At 45.0% G+C, this 17,354-nt stretch carries 14 protein-coding genes and 1 pseudogene; all 15 read left to right on the plus strand.

The features are described 5' to 3' along the window. Positions 1-69 precede the first annotated feature (69 nt). The 15 genes and pseudogenes from VQ048_RS01875 (at position 70) to VQ048_RS01945 (ending at position 17,318) form a co-directional block, all read left to right on the plus strand. Positions 70-705 carry an MliC family protein gene (locus tag VQ048_RS01875; RefSeq protein WP_327609986.1) on the plus strand — a complete coding sequence of 212 codons (636 nt, stop codon included), beginning with the start codon at positions 70-72 and terminating at the stop codon, positions 703-705. A 272-nt stretch (positions 706-977) separates the two neighbouring features. Beyond that, positions 978-1,463 carry a division/cell wall cluster transcriptional repressor MraZ gene (gene mraZ / locus VQ048_RS01880; RefSeq protein ID WP_327609987.1) on the plus strand — a complete coding sequence of 162 codons (486 nt, stop codon included), beginning with the start codon at positions 978-980 and terminating at the stop codon, positions 1,461-1,463. Between the two features lie 15 nt (positions 1,464-1,478). Beyond that, positions 1,479-2,432: a 16S rRNA (cytosine(1402)-N(4))-methyltransferase RsmH gene (gene rsmH / locus VQ048_RS01885; RefSeq protein ID WP_327609988.1), complete on the plus strand. Its 954-nt coding sequence runs from the start codon at positions 1,479-1,481 to the stop codon at positions 2,430-2,432. Positions 2,433-2,477: 45 nt separating this feature from the next. Further along, complete coding sequence (locus tag VQ048_RS01890; RefSeq protein ID WP_327609989.1) at positions 2,478-2,846, plus strand: FtsL-like putative cell division protein; 369 nt, start codon at positions 2,478-2,480, stop codon at positions 2,844-2,846. Further along, entirely contained in the window at positions 2,830-4,821 is a 1,992-nt protein-coding gene (locus VQ048_RS01895) for a penicillin-binding transpeptidase domain-containing protein (protein ID WP_327609990.1), read from the plus strand. The genes VQ048_RS01890 and VQ048_RS01895 overlap by 17 nt, the downstream gene beginning before the upstream one ends. A gap of 29 nt (positions 4,822-4,850) precedes the next feature. Then, a complete protein-coding gene (locus tag VQ048_RS01900; protein WP_327609991.1) occupies positions 4,851-6,311 on the plus strand; it encodes a UDP-N-acetylmuramoyl-L-alanyl-D-glutamate--2,6-diaminopimelate ligase in 1,461 nt (486 codons plus the stop codon). 1 nt (position 6,312) lies between these two features. Further along, positions 6,313-7,554, plus strand: coding sequence for a phospho-N-acetylmuramoyl-pentapeptide-transferase (mraY, locus tag VQ048_RS01905; RefSeq protein ID WP_327609992.1), 1,242 nt, complete (start codon positions 6,313-6,315; stop codon positions 7,552-7,554). A gap of 33 nt (positions 7,555-7,587) precedes the next feature. Beyond that, entirely contained in the window at positions 7,588-8,922 is a 1,335-nt protein-coding gene (gene murD, locus VQ048_RS01910) for a UDP-N-acetylmuramoyl-L-alanine--D-glutamate ligase (protein WP_327609993.1), read from the plus strand. Positions 8,923-8,944: 22 nt separating this feature from the next. Then, positions 8,945-10,183, plus strand: a complete 1,239-nt coding sequence (locus tag VQ048_RS01915; protein WP_327609994.1) for an FtsW/RodA/SpoVE family cell cycle protein — start codon at positions 8,945-8,947, stop codon at positions 10,181-10,183. A gap of 14 nt (positions 10,184-10,197) precedes the next feature. Beyond that, positions 10,198-11,343 (plus strand): undecaprenyldiphospho-muramoylpentapeptide beta-N-acetylglucosaminyltransferase, encoded by a 1,146-nt coding sequence (gene murG, locus VQ048_RS01920; RefSeq protein ID WP_327609995.1) that lies wholly within the window; start codon positions 10,198-10,200, stop codon positions 11,341-11,343. Beyond that, entirely contained in the window at positions 11,340-12,701 is a 1,362-nt protein-coding gene (gene murC, locus VQ048_RS01925; protein WP_327609996.1) for a UDP-N-acetylmuramate--L-alanine ligase, read from the plus strand. The genes murG and murC overlap by 4 nt, the downstream gene beginning before the upstream one ends. A 121-nt stretch (positions 12,702-12,822) precedes the next feature. Next, the gene (locus tag VQ048_RS01930; RefSeq protein WP_327609997.1) at positions 12,823-13,560 is read left to right on the plus strand and encodes a cell division protein FtsQ/DivIB; all 738 of its coding nucleotides are present in this window, start codon (positions 12,823-12,825) and stop codon (positions 13,558-13,560) included. A 53-nt stretch (positions 13,561-13,613) separates the two neighbouring features. After that, complete coding sequence (gene ftsA / locus VQ048_RS01935; protein ID WP_327609998.1) at positions 13,614-14,990, plus strand: cell division protein FtsA; 1,377 nt, start codon at positions 13,614-13,616, stop codon at positions 14,988-14,990. Positions 14,991-15,005: 15 nt separating this feature from the next. Continuing rightward, positions 15,006-16,859 carry a cell division protein FtsZ gene (gene ftsZ, locus VQ048_RS01940; protein ID WP_327609999.1) on the plus strand — a complete coding sequence of 618 codons (1,854 nt, stop codon included), beginning with the start codon at positions 15,006-15,008 and terminating at the stop codon, positions 16,857-16,859. Between the two features lie 11 nt (positions 16,860-16,870). Beyond that, positions 16,871-17,318: pseudogene (locus VQ048_RS01945) on the plus strand (GatB/YqeY domain-containing protein). The last annotated feature ends 36 nt before the right edge of the window (positions 17,319-17,354 follow it).

Here is a 17,354-nt window from a genome sequence, read left to right on the forward strand (position 1 = left end):
CGTTCGTTCGCTTATTGTGGCATTCTTTTTGAATAAAAAAAAGTGAAAAAAACCTAAAAAATTTAAAACATGAAAAAGAACCTTTTCGCTTTAGCTGCTTTGGCGGCATTAACCGTTTCCTGTAAAAAAGAAGTTCAACACAACGAAGTGAACGTTGATAGCACAACCGTTGTGGCCACTTCCGATTCGACCAAAATTCAAGAAAATGCCCCTGAAGTTTCGGTTACCTCTTATGCCAGCAACGATGGCAAAACCGTTTTCACCCTTTCCACCACCGGAGAGCAAGCAACGCTGAAAAACGAAACCACAGGACAAGAATACCAAATGAAAAGCACCATGAGTGCCAGCGGTGCCAAATACGAAGATGCTGAAGGGCGATTCTTTTGGACTCATCAAAGAACATTCTCCTTTGGTAAAGGAGAAGACAATGAAATTGAGGGAGTTGAATTCGAAGAAATAGCTTCAAGCAAATTTGTCGGTGAGGGCAAGGAAATTGCCGTTTCATTTTTAGGAAACGATAAAAATAGTGACAGAAGAGTAAAATTTACCGTGGATAACAAAGACTACATTCTTCCCCAAAAAGAAGCATGGGCAAAGGGAGGTATATACTCCGATGGGAATATAGAATTTAATTTCAAGGGACAGATACAGTCTGCCACTTTGAAAATGGATGGGAAAACATTCGAATTAAAAGAAGTCCGATAAGTTGCTTATTATTTTTTCCAACACCCGCCCACCGCATTACCGGTGGGTTTTCTGTTTTTCGCCCTTCAAATCGCCGCAAAAACACCTTGAATTAGCTAAACCCCAAATGTTCGTTTCCATCCATCGTTCCCGTTTTCGCCCGCCGACCAAGGCAAAGTATTAACCCCCTACAAACCAAATAATTAAAACCAAATCCAAAAAGTTACAAACATTAAGCTAAAAAGTGGGAAAAAGTGGGAAAATTTGGAATTATTTATCTAATTTTGTCCCAAATGAAGAGTTTCATCGGCACATACGGATGTAAAATAGACGACAAAGGACGCCTAAAAGTTCCGTCCGCTTTAGTAAAGCAAATGGAGGACTTTGGGGAAGCTCCTTTTGTGGTCAAACGTTCCGTTTTTCAAAATTGTTTGGAAATCTATCCGATGAAACATTGGGAAAAACTGATGGAGAAGATTAACCGGCTCAACCGGTTTGTAAAGAAAAACGCCGATTTTATACGGATGTTTACTGCAGGCGTCAAAACGGTCGAGCTGGATACGTCCGGCAGAATTCAAATTTCTAAAGATTTAATGCTTTTCGCTAATCTAAAAAAAGAAATCGTAATCACCAGCGCCGGAGAACTCTTCGAAGTATGGGACAAAGAAGCCTACGAAGACGTAGTCGCTACTTCCGAAGACGATTTTGCCAAAATAGCCGAAGAAGTCATGGGCAACCTCTCCTTCGCGCCAAATCCTGAAGCCCCAACCAACCCTTAAACCCGAAAAATTATTTTGAAAACACCTGAAAATACAGATCAACAAAACCTCGGTTATTCTGCTGGTCATTCGGCGGGTTATCACAATCCTGTTTTGCTTCGGCAAAGCGTGGACGAGTTAATCACCAACCCCGACGGCGTTTATGTGGATTGCACGTTCGGCGGTGGCGGACACTCCCGCGAAATACTATCCCGCTTGTCCGAGAAAGGAACCCTCTACTCGTTCGACCAAGACAGCGATGCCCTGGCCAATCGCATCGAAGACCCTCGCTTCACCCTGATTAATCAAAACTTCCGATTTTTGGAAAACGCTTTGCTCATGTACGGTCTTACTCAAGTGGACGGTATTTTGGCCGACCTAGGGGTTTCCTCCCACCAGTTTGACGAAGCCGAAAGAGGGTTTTCCATCCGAAGCAATGCCCCTTTGGACATGAGAATGAACGTCATGCAAGGGCTTGACGCCAAAAAGGTCGTCAACGAATACGAAGAAGAGCAGTTGGCGGATCTTTTTTACCATTATGGAGAACTCCGGGAGGCAAGAAAACTCGCCAGAACCATCGTTCATGAGCGTAAAAACAAACCCATCAATACCACAGAAGACTTAAAAAACCTCTTCAGCTTCATCCCTGCCCATAAACAAAACAAGTTTTTTGCTCAGGTGTTCCAAGCCATAAGAATCGAGGTCAACGAAGAACTGGATGTTCTGAAAGAGATGCTTCTGCAAGCTTATAAAATCCTAAAGCCCGGTGGCCGATTGGTGGTCATTTCGTACCACTCTTTGGAAGACCGTCTCGTCAAACGCTTCCTGAAAAACGGAATGTTTGAAGGCGAACCTCAAAGAGACGTCTACGGAAACTATCACAAAGCTTTCGATCTTTTAAAATCCAAAGCCACCATCCCCGACGCACAAGAAATAGAAATCAACTCCCGTGCAAGAAGCGCCAAAATGAGAACAGGAATAAAACTTTAACCCCTAAAAACACAGAAAAACAACCGATTGAAAAAATAACCCCAAGTGGCAAAATCAAAGAAAACATACCAACCCTCAAAAAGTCTTACGTTTAAAGACATCATCAAAGGAAACTTCCTGAACAGGGACGAGTGGAAGGCGCATTACAAATATTTTCTTTTGTTGGCGTTCCTTTTAATTCTGCTGATCTCCAACAACCACTTGGTCAATCGAAAAATCGAACAGATTAACGAACTGAAAGAACAAACGGAAGAATACAAATCGAGGAATGCCTTTGCCCAAAGTCGCCTCATTAAGGTCAAAATGGAATCCGAACTCGGAAAAGAAATGGTTTCCGACTCGTTACTTCCTTTAGAAAGCCATCCTCACAAACTACTGATAAAACTCGATAGTACTGATGCAGAAGCAAAATGATTATACTGTAAAACGGAAGAGAGTACTGGTTTGGAGCTACGTACTGGCAGCGGTCATTCCCTTGACGTTTATCGTTTTCTTGGCACGCATCTACTATGTCCAGCACAACAACGTTGAGGAAATACGCCAGAGTTACATCAGCAAAAACTACCGGGAAGCCACATTAAAAGCCGCTCGGGGCAATCTTTTTGCCTCCGATGGCTCCATCTTGGCTACCACGGTCATGCGGTATGACATCTATTTGGATTTCAAAACCATAAAAGACAGCGCCTACAGCAATAACATCGGGGCTCTTACGGATTCACTAAGCTTAATGTTCGGTAAACCACGAAGTTACTACAGAGCCAAATTCGATGCTCAAAGAGCCAAGAAAAACCAGTATTACTCTTTTATGAAGGGATTGGATTTCGACCAATACGACCGTATCCGAAAATTTCCGCTTTTCAAAAAAGGCAAAAACAGGGGCGGTTTCATCGTCGAAAGAAATTACAAAAGGGAGTTGGCCACCACCGAAATCGGAGCCGGGACAATCGGCATGGACGACCACCGCGGAAAATCAGGTCTGGAACTAGCCTTTTCCAAATACCTCACGGGAAAAGACGGTAAACGGCTGGAACAAAGGGTAAACTCCAGTCAGTGGAAACCCATTGATTATTGGAAGTCTAAAGAACCCGTCGACGGACAAGATGTCTATACGACACTGGATCTTCGCATCCAAGACATTGCTCATTCGGCATTGGAAAAACAACTAATCAAGTTCAACGCGGAGCACGGATGTGTTTTGGTCATGGAGGTTGCCACCGGAAAGGTGCGCGCGATGGTTAACCTGAAAAGAACAGCTCCCGGTACTTACACCGACGTGTACAACTACATTCTAAGAGACCGTATAGAGCCTGGATCAACCTTTAAAACCGTTTCGCTTTTGGCGGCAATGGACGACGGATTTATTGACGAAAACTCAACCGTAGACGTCGGAAACGGAACATGGTCTTACGGCGGACAAAAAATCACGGACGGGCATGGCGGAGGAACCTACGACATCAGCGATGTCTTGGCAAAGTCCAGTAACGTGGGCACAGCCAAAATCATCACCCAGCATTACGGTAAGAAACCCGAAGTTTTCCTCGACCATCTCAGACGGTGGAAAATGATGGACAAAATGGACATCGAGCTTTCCGGCATTGCTGCACCGTTTATCTACACCCCTAAAAGCAAAAAATGGAATACCGCTACCCTCGCTTCCATTTCTTACGGTTATTCCAACGAATTCAGTCTTTTGCAACTGACTACGTTTTACAACGCCATAGCCAATAACGGAACCATGCTCAAGCCTCTTTTCATCGAAAAAATAATGAAAGACGGAAAAACTTTGTACGAGGCTCAGCCAGAGATTATGATTAAAAAAATGGCTTCGGACAATGCCATTAAAATGATGACCAGCGCCTTAACTAAAGCCGTGGAAAAAGGAACCGCCAAAAGCATCTTTACCCCCAACCTCAAAATGGCGGGAAAAACCGGTACGGCACGTTTCGAATACTGGCTTCCCGGTCCGATGAAATACCGCGCCTCCTTTGCGGGATTCTATCCTTCCGACCAACCGAAGTATACTTGTTACGTCATGGTCAGCGAACCCGATGTAAACTTGGGTTTTTACGGGGGAACGGTGGCAGCTCCCGTATTCAAGGAAATTGCAGGAAAAACCTTTCTGAAAACCCCACAAAACATCGAAAAACAAATGCTGGCCGAGAAGAAAACCGACTGGGCCAAAATGACAAAAACCGAAGTTAAAATTCCTTTAAGCCGCGGGGTAATGCCCGGTGTAATAGGGCTCACCGGCAAAAGCGTAATTCCCCAATTTGAAAACGCAGGCTATCGGGTAGAGTACCAAGGCGTCGGTAAAATAAAAGAACAATTCCCTTTGGAAGGCACCCCGATAGGAAAAAGGCAAAAAATTTACCTGAAACTGCAAAATTAAATTTCAAACGAAGAAAAAATAGAAAAAAAATGAATCTTACAGAACTTTTTCAACGGATTCCCACACTGCAAACCCTCGGCCGAATGGATTTGGACGTGAGTGGTTTGGTTTTCGACAGCCGACGCGTGAGCGGAGGGGAAGCCTATGTTGCTGTAAGGGGAACTAAGGCCGACGGGCATACTTTCATCGATGCCGCTATCGAAAAAGGAGCCGTTGCCGTGATCTGCGAAACTCTTCCGGAACATCGGAAGGACAGTGTAACCTACATCCAGGTAAAAGATGCCTCTAAAGCGCTGGGGCAACTGGCTTCCAATTTTTACCACAACCCTTCGGAAAAACTGGCCTTAGTCGGGGTGACTGGTACCAACGGAAAGACCTCTGTTTGCACTCTTCTTTTTGATGTTTTCCAAGAAATGGGATTTCGTTGCGCTTTAATTTCCACGGTGGAATACCGCATTGCGGATCAAGTATTTCCATCAACACATACCACGCCCGACGTGGTGAGAATCAACGAAATTCTCGCCGAAGCCCTCGAGCAAGGCTGCGACTACGCCTTCATGGAAGTCAGCTCGCACGGCATTGACCAAAATCGCACGGAAGGGCTCTGCTTCCGTGTTGCCGGGTTTACCAATATTACGCACGATCATTTGGACTATCATCAGTCGTTCGAGCATTACCTTAAAACCAAAAAACGTTTTTTTGACACCTTAGATGCTTCCGCGGTGGCCGTTACCAATACCGACGACAAAAACGGCTCTATCATGCTCCAAAACACCAAAGCCCGCAAAGTTTCGTATGCCATGAAAGCTTTGGCGGACTACCACGGAAAAGTTTTGGAAGCCGATTTCAACGGAATGTTACTGAATTTTAACGGAAAAGAATTTTGGACAACCCTCACCGGAAAATTTAATGCCTCTAACCTTTTGCTGGTTTTCGCCATCGCTTCCCAACTGGGCTTCGACGAAAGTGAGGTAATCTGCGCCCTATCGAGGCTCCGACGGGTAAACGGAAGATTTGAAACCCTTAAATCTCCCGGCGGAATTTTCTTCGTCGTCGATTACGCCCATACCCCGGACGCATTAGAGAACGTTTTGGACAGCATTAACGAAATCCGAACCAAAAACGAAAGACTCATCACCGTATTTGGATGTGGTGGCGACCGGGACCACGCCAAACGACCCGAAATGGGCAAGATTGCGACCCGAAAATCCACGTTGGCCGTCCTTACCTCCGACAATCCTCGGAGCGAAAATCCTTCGGCCATCATCAAAGAAATCGAACAGGGAATCGAACCTCAGTATTTCAGCAAATACACCGCCATTCCCGACCGAAAAGAAGCCATTAAAATGGCCATTAAGTTCGCCGAACCCAAAGACATTATACTGGTGGCAGGAAAAGGACACGAAACCTATCAGGAAATCGAGGGACAGCGCCACCATTTTGACGACCGAGAGGTCATTCAGGAACTTTTAACATTAATGGGAAAATAATATGCTTTACTATCTTTATCAATACCTTACTTCTCAAGGCATCGACATACCGGGGCTCAATCTTTTGAGGTACATTTCTTTCAGGGCAGCCATCGCCGTGCTTATGTCGCTGACCATCGCCCTTGTGTACGGAAAAAAAATCATCAATTTGCTTCGTCGCAGGCAAATGGGTGAACTGGTTCGGGATTTGGGCTTGGACGGGCAGAAACAAAAAGAAGGCACCCCTACCATGGGAGGACTGATTATCATTTTGGCCACTCTTATTCCCGTACTGCTTTTTACTCAGGTATTCAATGTGTATATCCTTCTGCTCATCATTTCGGTGGTATGGATGGGAGCCATCGGCTTTATTGACGATTATCTAAAAAAAATAAAGAAAAACAAAGACGGATTAAGCGGAAAGTTTAAAGTTATCGGTCAAGTCGGTTTAGGACTTATCGTGGGAGTTACAATGTTTTTTCACTCCGATATTGTGGTTAAAAGAAAGTATGCGGACGCCAATGTGGTAAACCGAAACAACGTGGAGCAAAACTTCATGCCGACGGAAAAATCAACAGTTTCGACCGTTCCCTTCGTAAAAAACAACGAATTCGATTACGGCGGTTTGTTGTTTTGGATGGAAGACGTCCAAGCCGAAGAATGGGCCTGGTTGGTTTTTATCCCTATTGTTATTTTCATTGTAACGGCCGTTTCTAACGGTGCGAATATCACCGACGGTATCGATGGCCTTGCCGCCGGAACCAGTGCCGTTATCCTATTGACGCTTGCTTTCTTTGCCTACGTTTCCGGTAATATGATTTTTGCGGACTACCTCAACATCATGTTCCTTCCCAATATGGGAGAAACCACCATTTTTGCCGTCGCAATGGTGGGAGCCGTTATCGGTTTCTTTTGGTACAACACCTACCCTGCCCAAGTTTTCATGGGGGATACGGGGAGTTTGATGTTGGGAGGCGTTATTGCCGTATTGGCGATTATCCTTCGTAAAGAATTATTAATCCCTCTGCTTTGCGGTATTTTCCTGATCGAAAACATTTCGGTCATGCTTCAGGTGGCGGTTTTTAAATACCGGAAAAAACGGTTCGGTCTCGAATACGCCCAAACCCACAGGCTTTTCAAGATGTCGCCGCTTCATCACCACTACCAAAAAAGCGGTTACCACGAAAGTAAAATTGTAAATCGGATGATCATTATCGGAGTCATGCTGGCCATCGTTTGTCTGATCACCTTGAAAATAAGATAGTTTAGAAGCCCATTCAAAAAAAAATAAAGAATTATGAAAATCGTAGTTTTAGGAGGAGGAGAAAGCGGTGTAGGTGCTGCCTATTTGGCAAAAGCCAAAGGAATGGACGTGTTTCTTTCCGACCGTGGGGCCATCCGTGAAAACTATAAAAATCAACTTATTGAGTACGGCATTGCTTTCGAAGAAGGTTGCCACAGCGAAGCTGAAATTCTTGAAGCCGATTGGGTGGTAAAAAGCCCGGGAATCCCAAAAAAAGCGGATATCATCCAAAAAATCCAAGCGAAAGGCATCCGTCTATCTTCGGAAATCGAATTCGCTTCGGAATTTACCGAGGCTAAAATCATCGCCATTACGGGAAGCAACGGAAAGACGACCACGACTTCCCTGATTTACCATATTTTGAAAAATGACGGGCTTAATGTCGGCTTGGGAGGCAACATCGGAAAAAGTTTCGCCAAACAAGTCGCCGATCATCATTACGATTACTATGTCCTGGAGGTTAGCTCATTCCAACTGGATGACATTCAAAACTTTCGTCCGTACATTTCCTTGCTGCTTAACCTCAGCCAAGACCATTTGGATCAGTACAACTACGACTACGAAGCGTATGCTTTGGCTAAATTCCGAATTACCGAAAATCAGGAAAACGATAATTTCTTCATCTACAACAAAGACGACGAAATGAGCCGGCACCTTCTAAAACGACTGTCTGTACGGGCTACCACCCTTCCTTTTTCCCTAAAGGAGCGTCCGGCACAAGGCGGGTACGCTGACGAAGAAAAAATCTTCGTCAAATTGAAAGAAGAATTCTCAATGAAGATTGAAGACCTCTCTCTCATCGGCAAACACAATGTCGCCAACAGTCTTGCCGCTTCCATCGCTGGTAAAATACTCAACATCAGCAACGAAAGCATAAGAAATTCCCTTATGACCTTTCAGGCGGTAGAACACCGTTTGGAAGAAGTGGCTCAGATTAACGGTGTGCGTTACATCAACGACAGTAAAGCCACCAACGTCAATGCCACCTATTATGCATTGGAAAGCATGACTACCCCCACGGTATGGATTGTCGGAGGTGTAGATAAAGGCAACGATTATTCGGAAATTGAAAATTTGGTCAAGCGGAAAGTCAAAGCCATTGTCTGCTTAGGTTTGGATAATCAAAAAATCGTCGATTATTTCAAGGATAAGAAAGAACTCCTCTATGAAGCTTCCAGCATGGAGGAAGCCGTAAGACAATGCAGCGATTTGGCCGAAACAGGCGACACGGTTTTGTTGTCTCCTTGTTGCGCAAGTTTCGACTTATTCAAAAATTACGAAGACCGTGGAGAAAAATTCAAGGCGGAAGTAAACAAACTCAAGCCATAAACCAAGGAAAGCCGGTGTAAAAATGAACGAACAAAACAAAGAACATAAATTTGAATATCTAAAAGGAGATAACGTCCTATGGATCGCGATTATCACCATCTCGATATTTTCCATCTTTCCCGTCTATTCGGCGAGTTCCAATTTGGAGTACATCGTCAATACGGGAACCACCACCAGCCACCTGCTGAAACATTCTTTTTTTGTCATCATCGGTCTTACCGTCATGCGAAGCGTCAGCTTCATAAAATACCACGCCATCGGTAAACTAAGCAGTATTTTGCTTTTGGTTTGCATTGCTCTGTTGGTCTACACGGCTTTTACCGGCCAAACCATCGACGGAGCCAGCGCCTCACGATGGATGAAAATCCCCGGAACGCCCATTTCGTTCCAGCCCTCGACCTTTGCCTTCCTTACGCTGATCATTTATCTGTGTCGTTATCTGCAAAAAACCATAAAAAAAAGGAAAACGCCATTGGAAAATATTTTTTTCATTTTTGTTCCTATTTTGGTGGTTTTTATGCTGGTGGCCAAAGATAACGGATCTACGGCTCTGATGATCTTAATCGTGTCCATCATTGTTTTGGTCATCGGACAGTTGGATTGGCGGTATATTGCAGGTTTTATCTCCACCTCCTTGGTGGCAGGGGTTTTATTTATTTTAATTGCTCTTAACACCAACCTCATCGGAGGCAACAGGGTGCATACTTGGATGAGCCGGATGGAAACCTTTACGGCAGCGAAAACCAATGCCAGCGATATTGACAGCGAAGCCATGAAAACCAAAAACTATCAAGTCATGCAGGCCAAAGCGGCCATCGTTCACGGCGGGCTAAGCGGTCAAGGACCTGGGAAAAGTGCATTGAAGCAAATGCTTCCCCAATCGGCATCGGATTTTATTTTTGCCATTATCATCGAGGAGTACGGATTATTAGGGGCAGGGTTTCTTCTTTTTTTCTACCTTCTCATTCTTTACCGAACCATTATCATTGCTAATAAAATTCCTCACTTTTTCGGTTCTTTGCTGGTGCTTGCCATGGGAGTAATGATTTTTGTGCAATTGGCGGTCAATATAGCCGTAGCCGTTAATCTCATTCCCGTTACCGGGCAACCGCTTCCGTTGATTAGTTACGGGGGAACATCTATGCTGGTTACCTACATCCAGTTGGGACTGATCCTAAGCGTGAGTTCCCAAATCCAGATCTATGACGAGGAAGGCATTGGTAAAAAACAAAGCATTGATGAAATAAACGATATTGCCTAAAAAAACACAAAAAGATGAATAAAAAACTTAAAGTTTTGATGAGCGGCGGCGGTACGGGAGGGCATATCTTTCCGGCCATTGCCATTGCCGACGAAATCCGCAGACGGTTTCCCGATGCAGAATTTTTATTCATCGGAGCCAACGGAAAAATGGAAATGGAAAAAGTGCCGCAATCGGGATACCCCATTGAAGGTTTGTCGATTTCCGGATTTGACCGGGGCAGGCTTTTGGCAAACCTCAAGTTGCCTTTCAAACTGATTGGCAGCTTGCGCAGAGCCCAAAAACTTATCAAGGCTTTCAAGCCTGATTTTGCCGTCGGAACCGGAGGCTTTGCCAGCGGACCCGCTTTGTATGCAGCAGCGCAATTGGGGGTTCCTACCTTCATACAAGAGCAAAACGCTCATGCCGGCATGACCAATAAAATTTTGGGTCGAAAAGCCAAAGCGGTATTTACGGCTTATCCCGATGTAGCCGGGTTCGAAAAAACAAAGATAAAATTCTTGGGGAATCCCATACGGCAAGCCATGATTGAAGGACGACAAGAAACCGCATCTGCCAAAGCACAACTCGGACTTAACCGAGACAAACTCACCATCCTTTCGGTGGGAGGTTCATTGGGATCCAGAACGCTTAACAACAGCTGGAAAGAAAACATCGACCGTCTCATTGCGAAAGACTACCAACTGATTTGGCAAACCGGAAAAAACGATTACGAAGAAATCACCACCCAATGGGCTAAACAACGAGCCGAACCTCTTCCGGAAACCATACAAATTAAGGAATTCATCGCGGATATGCCGTTGTACTATTCCGCCGCGGATCTCATCGTCTCCCGGGCAGGGGCCATTGCCATTTCGGAGCTTGCCGTAGCACAAAAGCCGGTGATTTTGGTTCCGTTTCCTTTCGCGGCCGAAGACCATCAGAGTGTCAATGCCCAAAGGCTGGTGGAGCGGAATGCCGCCAAAATGGTAAAAGACCACGAAATGAAAGACCGTTTTTGGGAAGTTCTTTCGGAGTTGGGTCTTCGTCCTGAACTACGGGAGGAAATGTCGCAAAACATCGCTTTTTTTGCCAAACCCGAAGCGGCCAAACACATCGTTGACGAACTGTTAAAAACGATAGGAATCCCATCCGATAATATAAAAACGAATCTGAAATGAATAACATAACCACTTACAAAAGCTTTTTCTTCGTAGGCATCGGCGGCATTGGAATGAGTGCTTTGGCTCGATACTTTCATGCTTCCGGCAAAAAAGTTTCCGGTTATGATAAAACGCCGACCAAACTCACGCAAGCCCTGCAAAGCGAAGGGATTGAAATTACTTTTGAAGACCGTATTGATGAGCGTATTTCCCGTCTATCCGCCGAGGACACTTTGGTGGTTTACACCCCAGCCATCAAAACGCTCTCGCTTTTGGACTATTTCCATCAAAACGGATTTACCGTCCTTAAACGGGCTAAAGTGCTCGGTTTGATTACAGAAAATACCGTTTGTTTGGCTATTGCGGGAACGCACGGAAAAACCACAACCTCCACATTGGTTGCCCACCTCTGCAAAGAAGCCGACCTTCCTTTTTCTTGTTTTTTAGGAGGACTGTCGGAGAACTTCAAATCCAATTTTCTCTATAACGGAGAACACTATTCCGTTCTGGAGGCTGATGAATACGACCGTAGTTTTCTTAATCTTTCTCCCGACTGGGCCATCATCACGTCTAACGATGCCGACCATTTGGACATCTATGGTGATGTAGCCACTATCAAAGAAGGCTTTAACGAATTTGCAGGTTTGGTTAATGACGACCGCCAGATTTTCGTGAGAAAAGGCATCGACATCGGACGCCCTTGCAAAACCTACGCCGTCAATGAGAAAGCCGACTATTTTTCGGACAATATCCGCATGGAAGGCGATACCATACGGTTTGATTTTCATGATTCTTCGGAAAACGAACCCATTGGCTTCCAATGGGAAATTCCCGGCATCCATAACGTGGAAAATGCCACGGCTGCCATTGCTTTGCTTCATAATTTAGGTGTGGATTACAACCGTCTAAAAGAAGGTATAGCCTCTTTCAAGGGCATTAAAAGACGGTACACGAAGCACCGTTTCCGTAGCGGTAAGATTTATATCGACGACTACGCCCATCACCCGACCGAACTGGACGCCGTCATCGGATCGATTAGGACATTTTATCCCGACCGAAAGCTCCTTGTGGCTTTCCAGCCCCATTTGTTCAGCCGGACAAGGGATTTTGCTCAAGGATTTGCCCAAAGCTTGGAAAAAGCAGACCATCTTATTTTGTTGAATATTTACCCTGCAAGAGAACTTCAAGAGCATTTCCCCGAGGTAACCTCCGAATGGCTGTCGGAAAAAATAAATCTCGAAAACAAAACCGTATGCTCTTTGGAGCAGGCTTTAGAACAGATTAAAAACCAAACCTTCGACATTCTCCTCACCGTAGGAGCCGGGAATATAGACACTCTCTACGACCCGATTAAGGCTTGGCTTGAAAACGAATAAAAATGCAATAGGAACGATCTTTCAGATGAAGAACAAGTGGAGAATACTTAAAATACTGATAACGCTAATCCTTTTCGGGTTTTTGTTGAATTTTTCGTTAAAACGATTCAGCAATAGCCGAATGGATAAAATCTCCGTACGGATGATTGACCCCGAAAACGAGGAAAAGGTCTACTTTATTGACGAAAAAAACGTTATCGATTTTGTTAAAAAAGCCAATCCGTCCGGACGCATTGGCGACATCGATATTCCCAATCTGGAAAGAGAAATCCATCGTTTTCCTTCGGTAGACAGCGCCAATGTTTTTCTTAATCTCAATGGCGATCTTAATATCAACATCGTTCAACGGATTCCCGCTTTTCGATTGCACAAAAACGGAGAAAATTTCTACGTTGACACCAAAGGCGAAGAATTCCCCATCTCCAAAATCTATTCCCATCCGGTTATGCTGGTTTCGGGAGAGATTCCCAGAGACGAATACCTCCCTTTGATCGAATTGGTCAACCGAATCAAGAAAGACGATTTTTACAAAAATTATTTCATCGGTATTTCCAAAGAAAAAGGAAGCTATCATCTGCTTACCAACGACGGTCATTTCAAGGTGGAAATCGGAAAATTGGAAAAAATAGATTTTAAGCTCAAAGGATTCAAAGAGTTCGTCAAACGCTTTTTGGCTTATCAAAACCCCGAGAAATACAACAAAATCTCCGTGCGGTTCGATAACCAAATCGTTACCACACTCAATCCTCACTACAAGGCCAACGACAGCATCCTTTCTTCAAGGAAAAAAGACTTGGAGAAAAATAAGGAAACCCTCGAGGCCCAAGCGGTTTCCACTCCACCAAAAACGGAACGATAACGAATAAACGAAAAAAAATAATTATATTTAAATAACAATCAAATCAAAATAAAATGCAAAATCAAGAGTATTCAGTAGGACTGGACATCGGGACAACCAAAATTGTCGCCATTGTCGGCCGCCGTAATTCTCATGGTAAAATTGATGTGATGGGGGTAGGGAGAGCCAAAAGTCTTGGCGTTCACAAAGGGATTGTCAATAACATCGCCCAAACCATCACCTCCATAAAGACAGCCGTAGAGGAAGCCCAAAAAAGTGCAGGGGTTCCTATACGGAAAGTTACCGTGGGGATAGCGGGCAAGCATATCCGGTCGTTGCAACATTCCGACTACATCATGCGGAACAATCCCGACCAATACATCACCGAGGAAGACATCGAATTGTTAAAAGACCAAGTGAAAAAGCTGGTAATGCTTCCCGGAGAAGAGATTATACACGTTTTGCCTCAGGAATACAAAGTGGATTCTGAAGGCGAAATACAAGAACCTAAAGGCATGCACGGCAAAAGGCTGGAGGCCAATTTTCACGTGGTGGTGGGTCAGATGGCCAGTATTCGCAACATTGCCCGATGCGTTCGGGAGGCCGGTCTTGAAATGGAGGCCCTCACTCTTGAGCCCTTAGCGTCATCCGAAGCTGTTCTTACCAAAGAAGAGAAAGAAGCCGGCGTGGCTATCGTAGACATCGGAGGCGGTACGACCGACATTGCCATCTTCAAGGACAATATCATCCGTCATACCTGCGTCATTCCTTATGGCGGAGGGATTATTACCGAGGACATCAAAGAAGGGTGCTCCATTATCGAAAAACACGCCGAACAACTTAAGGTAAAATTTGGTTCGGCAGTGCCCGAAATGGAAAAAGACAGTGCCTTTGTAACCATCCCCGGCCTTCACAACCGGCCGGATAAAGAGATTTCCGTTAAAATGCTTGCTCAGATTATCAATGCCCGGATAGAGGAAATTCTCGACATGGTCAATACGGAATTAAAAGCCTACGGTGCTTTCGAGCAAAAAAAGAAACTCATTGCGGGCATGGTGCTTACCGGAGGAGGTTCCAACCTGAAGCATATTCGTCAATTGGCCAATTATCATACCGGTTTCGACAGCCGTTTGGGGTACGCCAATGAATACGTCTCCAACGACAAAAACCAGTTTCTGAAAGGCCCCGAATACGCGACATCCATAGGGCTTTTGATGGAAAGTTTGAAAATCAGGGACAAGAAACCGCTGGCTGAAGAACCCAAACCGATCGAAACACCAACCAATACCGCCGACGAACAACCTTTGGTGGAGAAGACACAAGAGGACACGATTGAGAATCGCGTTTCGGTATCGGAAGAAGCCAACAAGCCAAAGAACAAGCTGACCCTTGGCCAAAAAATTATGGAAAGCTTAAAGAAATTTTTTGAAGAATCAGAAGAAGAAAACTAAAAAAATACAATAGATATGGAAAATACAAGTTCACAGGGGTTTACCTTCGATTTACCTAAAGGCAACTCCTCCATTATAAAAGTAATTGGTGTCGGTGGTGGCGGTAACAACGCCCTGATGCATATGTACGAAAAAGGAATCCACGGGGTGGACTTCATTATCTGCAATACCGATGCTCAAACATTGGATAACAACCCCGTCGCCAACAAGGTGCAACTAGGAGTCTCGACCACCGAAGGCTTAGGGGCGGGAGCCGATCCTGAAGTTGGTGAAAAAGCGGCTATCGAAAGTATTGACGACATTAAAGCCTCTTTGGGGCAAAACACCAAAATGGTTTTCATCACTGCCGGGATGGGTGGTGGTACGGGAACCGGTGCGGCTCCTGTAATTGCCAAAATCGCCAAGGAAATGGGAATTCTTACGGTGGGTATCGTTACGGTTCCTTTCAGTTTTGAAGGTCGACGGAGGCTGGATCAAGCGGACGCGGGATTGGAAAAACTAAGAAACAACGTTGACTCGCTGATTGTCATCAACAACGACAAACTTCGTCAACAATTCGGAAACCTCGGGTTCAAGCAGGGCTTTGCCAAAGCCGACGAAGTATTGACCAATGCCGCCAAAGGAATGGCCGAGGTCATTACCGCTCCTTTCACGATTAACATCGACTTCCGTGACGCCAAGTCCGTTCTCCAAAACTCCGGAACCGCCTTGATGTCCACCGGAATTGCTACCGGAGAAAAACGAGCCGAAGAAGCCGTGAAGCGGGCTTTGGATTCCCCTCTACTGAACGACAATAAAATCACGGGAGCTAAAGACGTGCTTCTTCTCATCCAGTCTGGAAGCGATGAAAAAGCCGAAGCTACCATGGATGAAATTGGTCTGATTAACGACTACATTCAGCAAGAAGCTGGCAATACCGCCAACATTATCTTCGGGGTTGGTACCGATGACGAATTGGGCGATGCCATCAAAGTTTTGGTTATTGCTACGGGCTTTGCCAAGGAGGATAAAATACACACCGGCATTACCGAGAAGATAAAATACACGCTGGACCAGCCTCTCAACGAGACCAAAGAATCGCCTTTTAAGACCAAAGCAGAAAGAGAAGAAATCAACCAAGCCGCCTCGGGAAAAAACGTATTCCGATTGGATGACGACGAGGATTTGAACGATCCTACCCCTCAGTTTGCCGTAAAAACAACCGAAAAATCGATCAAAGCCGAAACCGCCATCGCGGCAGAAAGTTTTGCACCGAATACCGAAGAAACAGCCTTTGCGGACTATTCTTCTCAGGAGCCCGATTTGTTTTCTTACGGAGATTTTGAGGACGACTTAGAAGCCCAATCTTTCAGTTTTGAGACTGAAGCGATTGAGCCCTTAGCCGAAGAAAAAAACGAAGAAAAATCCTATTTTTCGGAAGAAAAACCTGTTGAATTCAACTTCGTTCTCAACGAAAAACCTAAGGAAGACCTTCAAACACTTCCCAAGGAAGAACCCGTTGAAAAATTCGTTGCCGATACTCCCGTAAATACCGTGGAGGAAGTGAGACCTTCCCTCTTCCAAACGCAGGAAAGTGCCTTGACCGAAACGGCCGGTACCACCAAAGAGGAAGAGACGTTTACTTACGTGAGTAAACCCTCCAACAGCGAAAAAGTAAACGAAAGAAGAAACAAACTAAAAGAGTTCAACTCGCGTTACCAAGTCTTCGATGAAGCCGACGATTTCGAAAACGTTCCTGCTTTCCGAAGAAAAAATATCGCCATCAACGACTATACGGCTTCCGAGCAGAACATCAGCAGTTTTCTCTCCGAAAAAGAAGGACGGATGGAATTAAAGGAAAACCGTTTTCTGAATAAAGACGTAGACTAAATCCAATTAAAATGAGCTTAGAAAACACCATCAACGAAGCGATAAAAAGTGCCATGCGCGAAAAAGACAAAGTGGCACTCGATGCATTGCGTGCCGTAAAGTCCCAAATTCTTCTCCTTAAAACCGAAGCCCGAGAAGCGGAGGTTTCTGCGGAGCAAGAGATGGCCATTCTGCAAAGAATGATCAAACAAAGAAAGGATTCCATGGCACAGTTTTCCGCCCAAGGTCGAGACGATTTGGCCGAAGTGGAAGAAGCCCAGATGAAAGTCATCGAACGTTTCCTTCCGAAACAATTAAGCAGTGAGGAACTGGAAGCCGAGATAAAAAAAATCATCGAACAAACGGGGGCTCAAGGCCTTAAAGAAATCGGAAAAGTCATGGGGGGTTGCTTCCAAAGCATTGGCAGGCCAATCCGATGGCAAAAGCATCTCCGAAATGGCTAAAAAACTATTGGCCTAATTGCTCTCAGGGGTTAGGACATCCCAACCCCATGAA

The sequence above is a fragment of the Bergeyella anatis genome (genome assembly GCF_036016955.1).
Lineage (GTDB): Bacteria > Bacteroidota > Bacteroidia > Flavobacteriales > Weeksellaceae > JAYWXI01.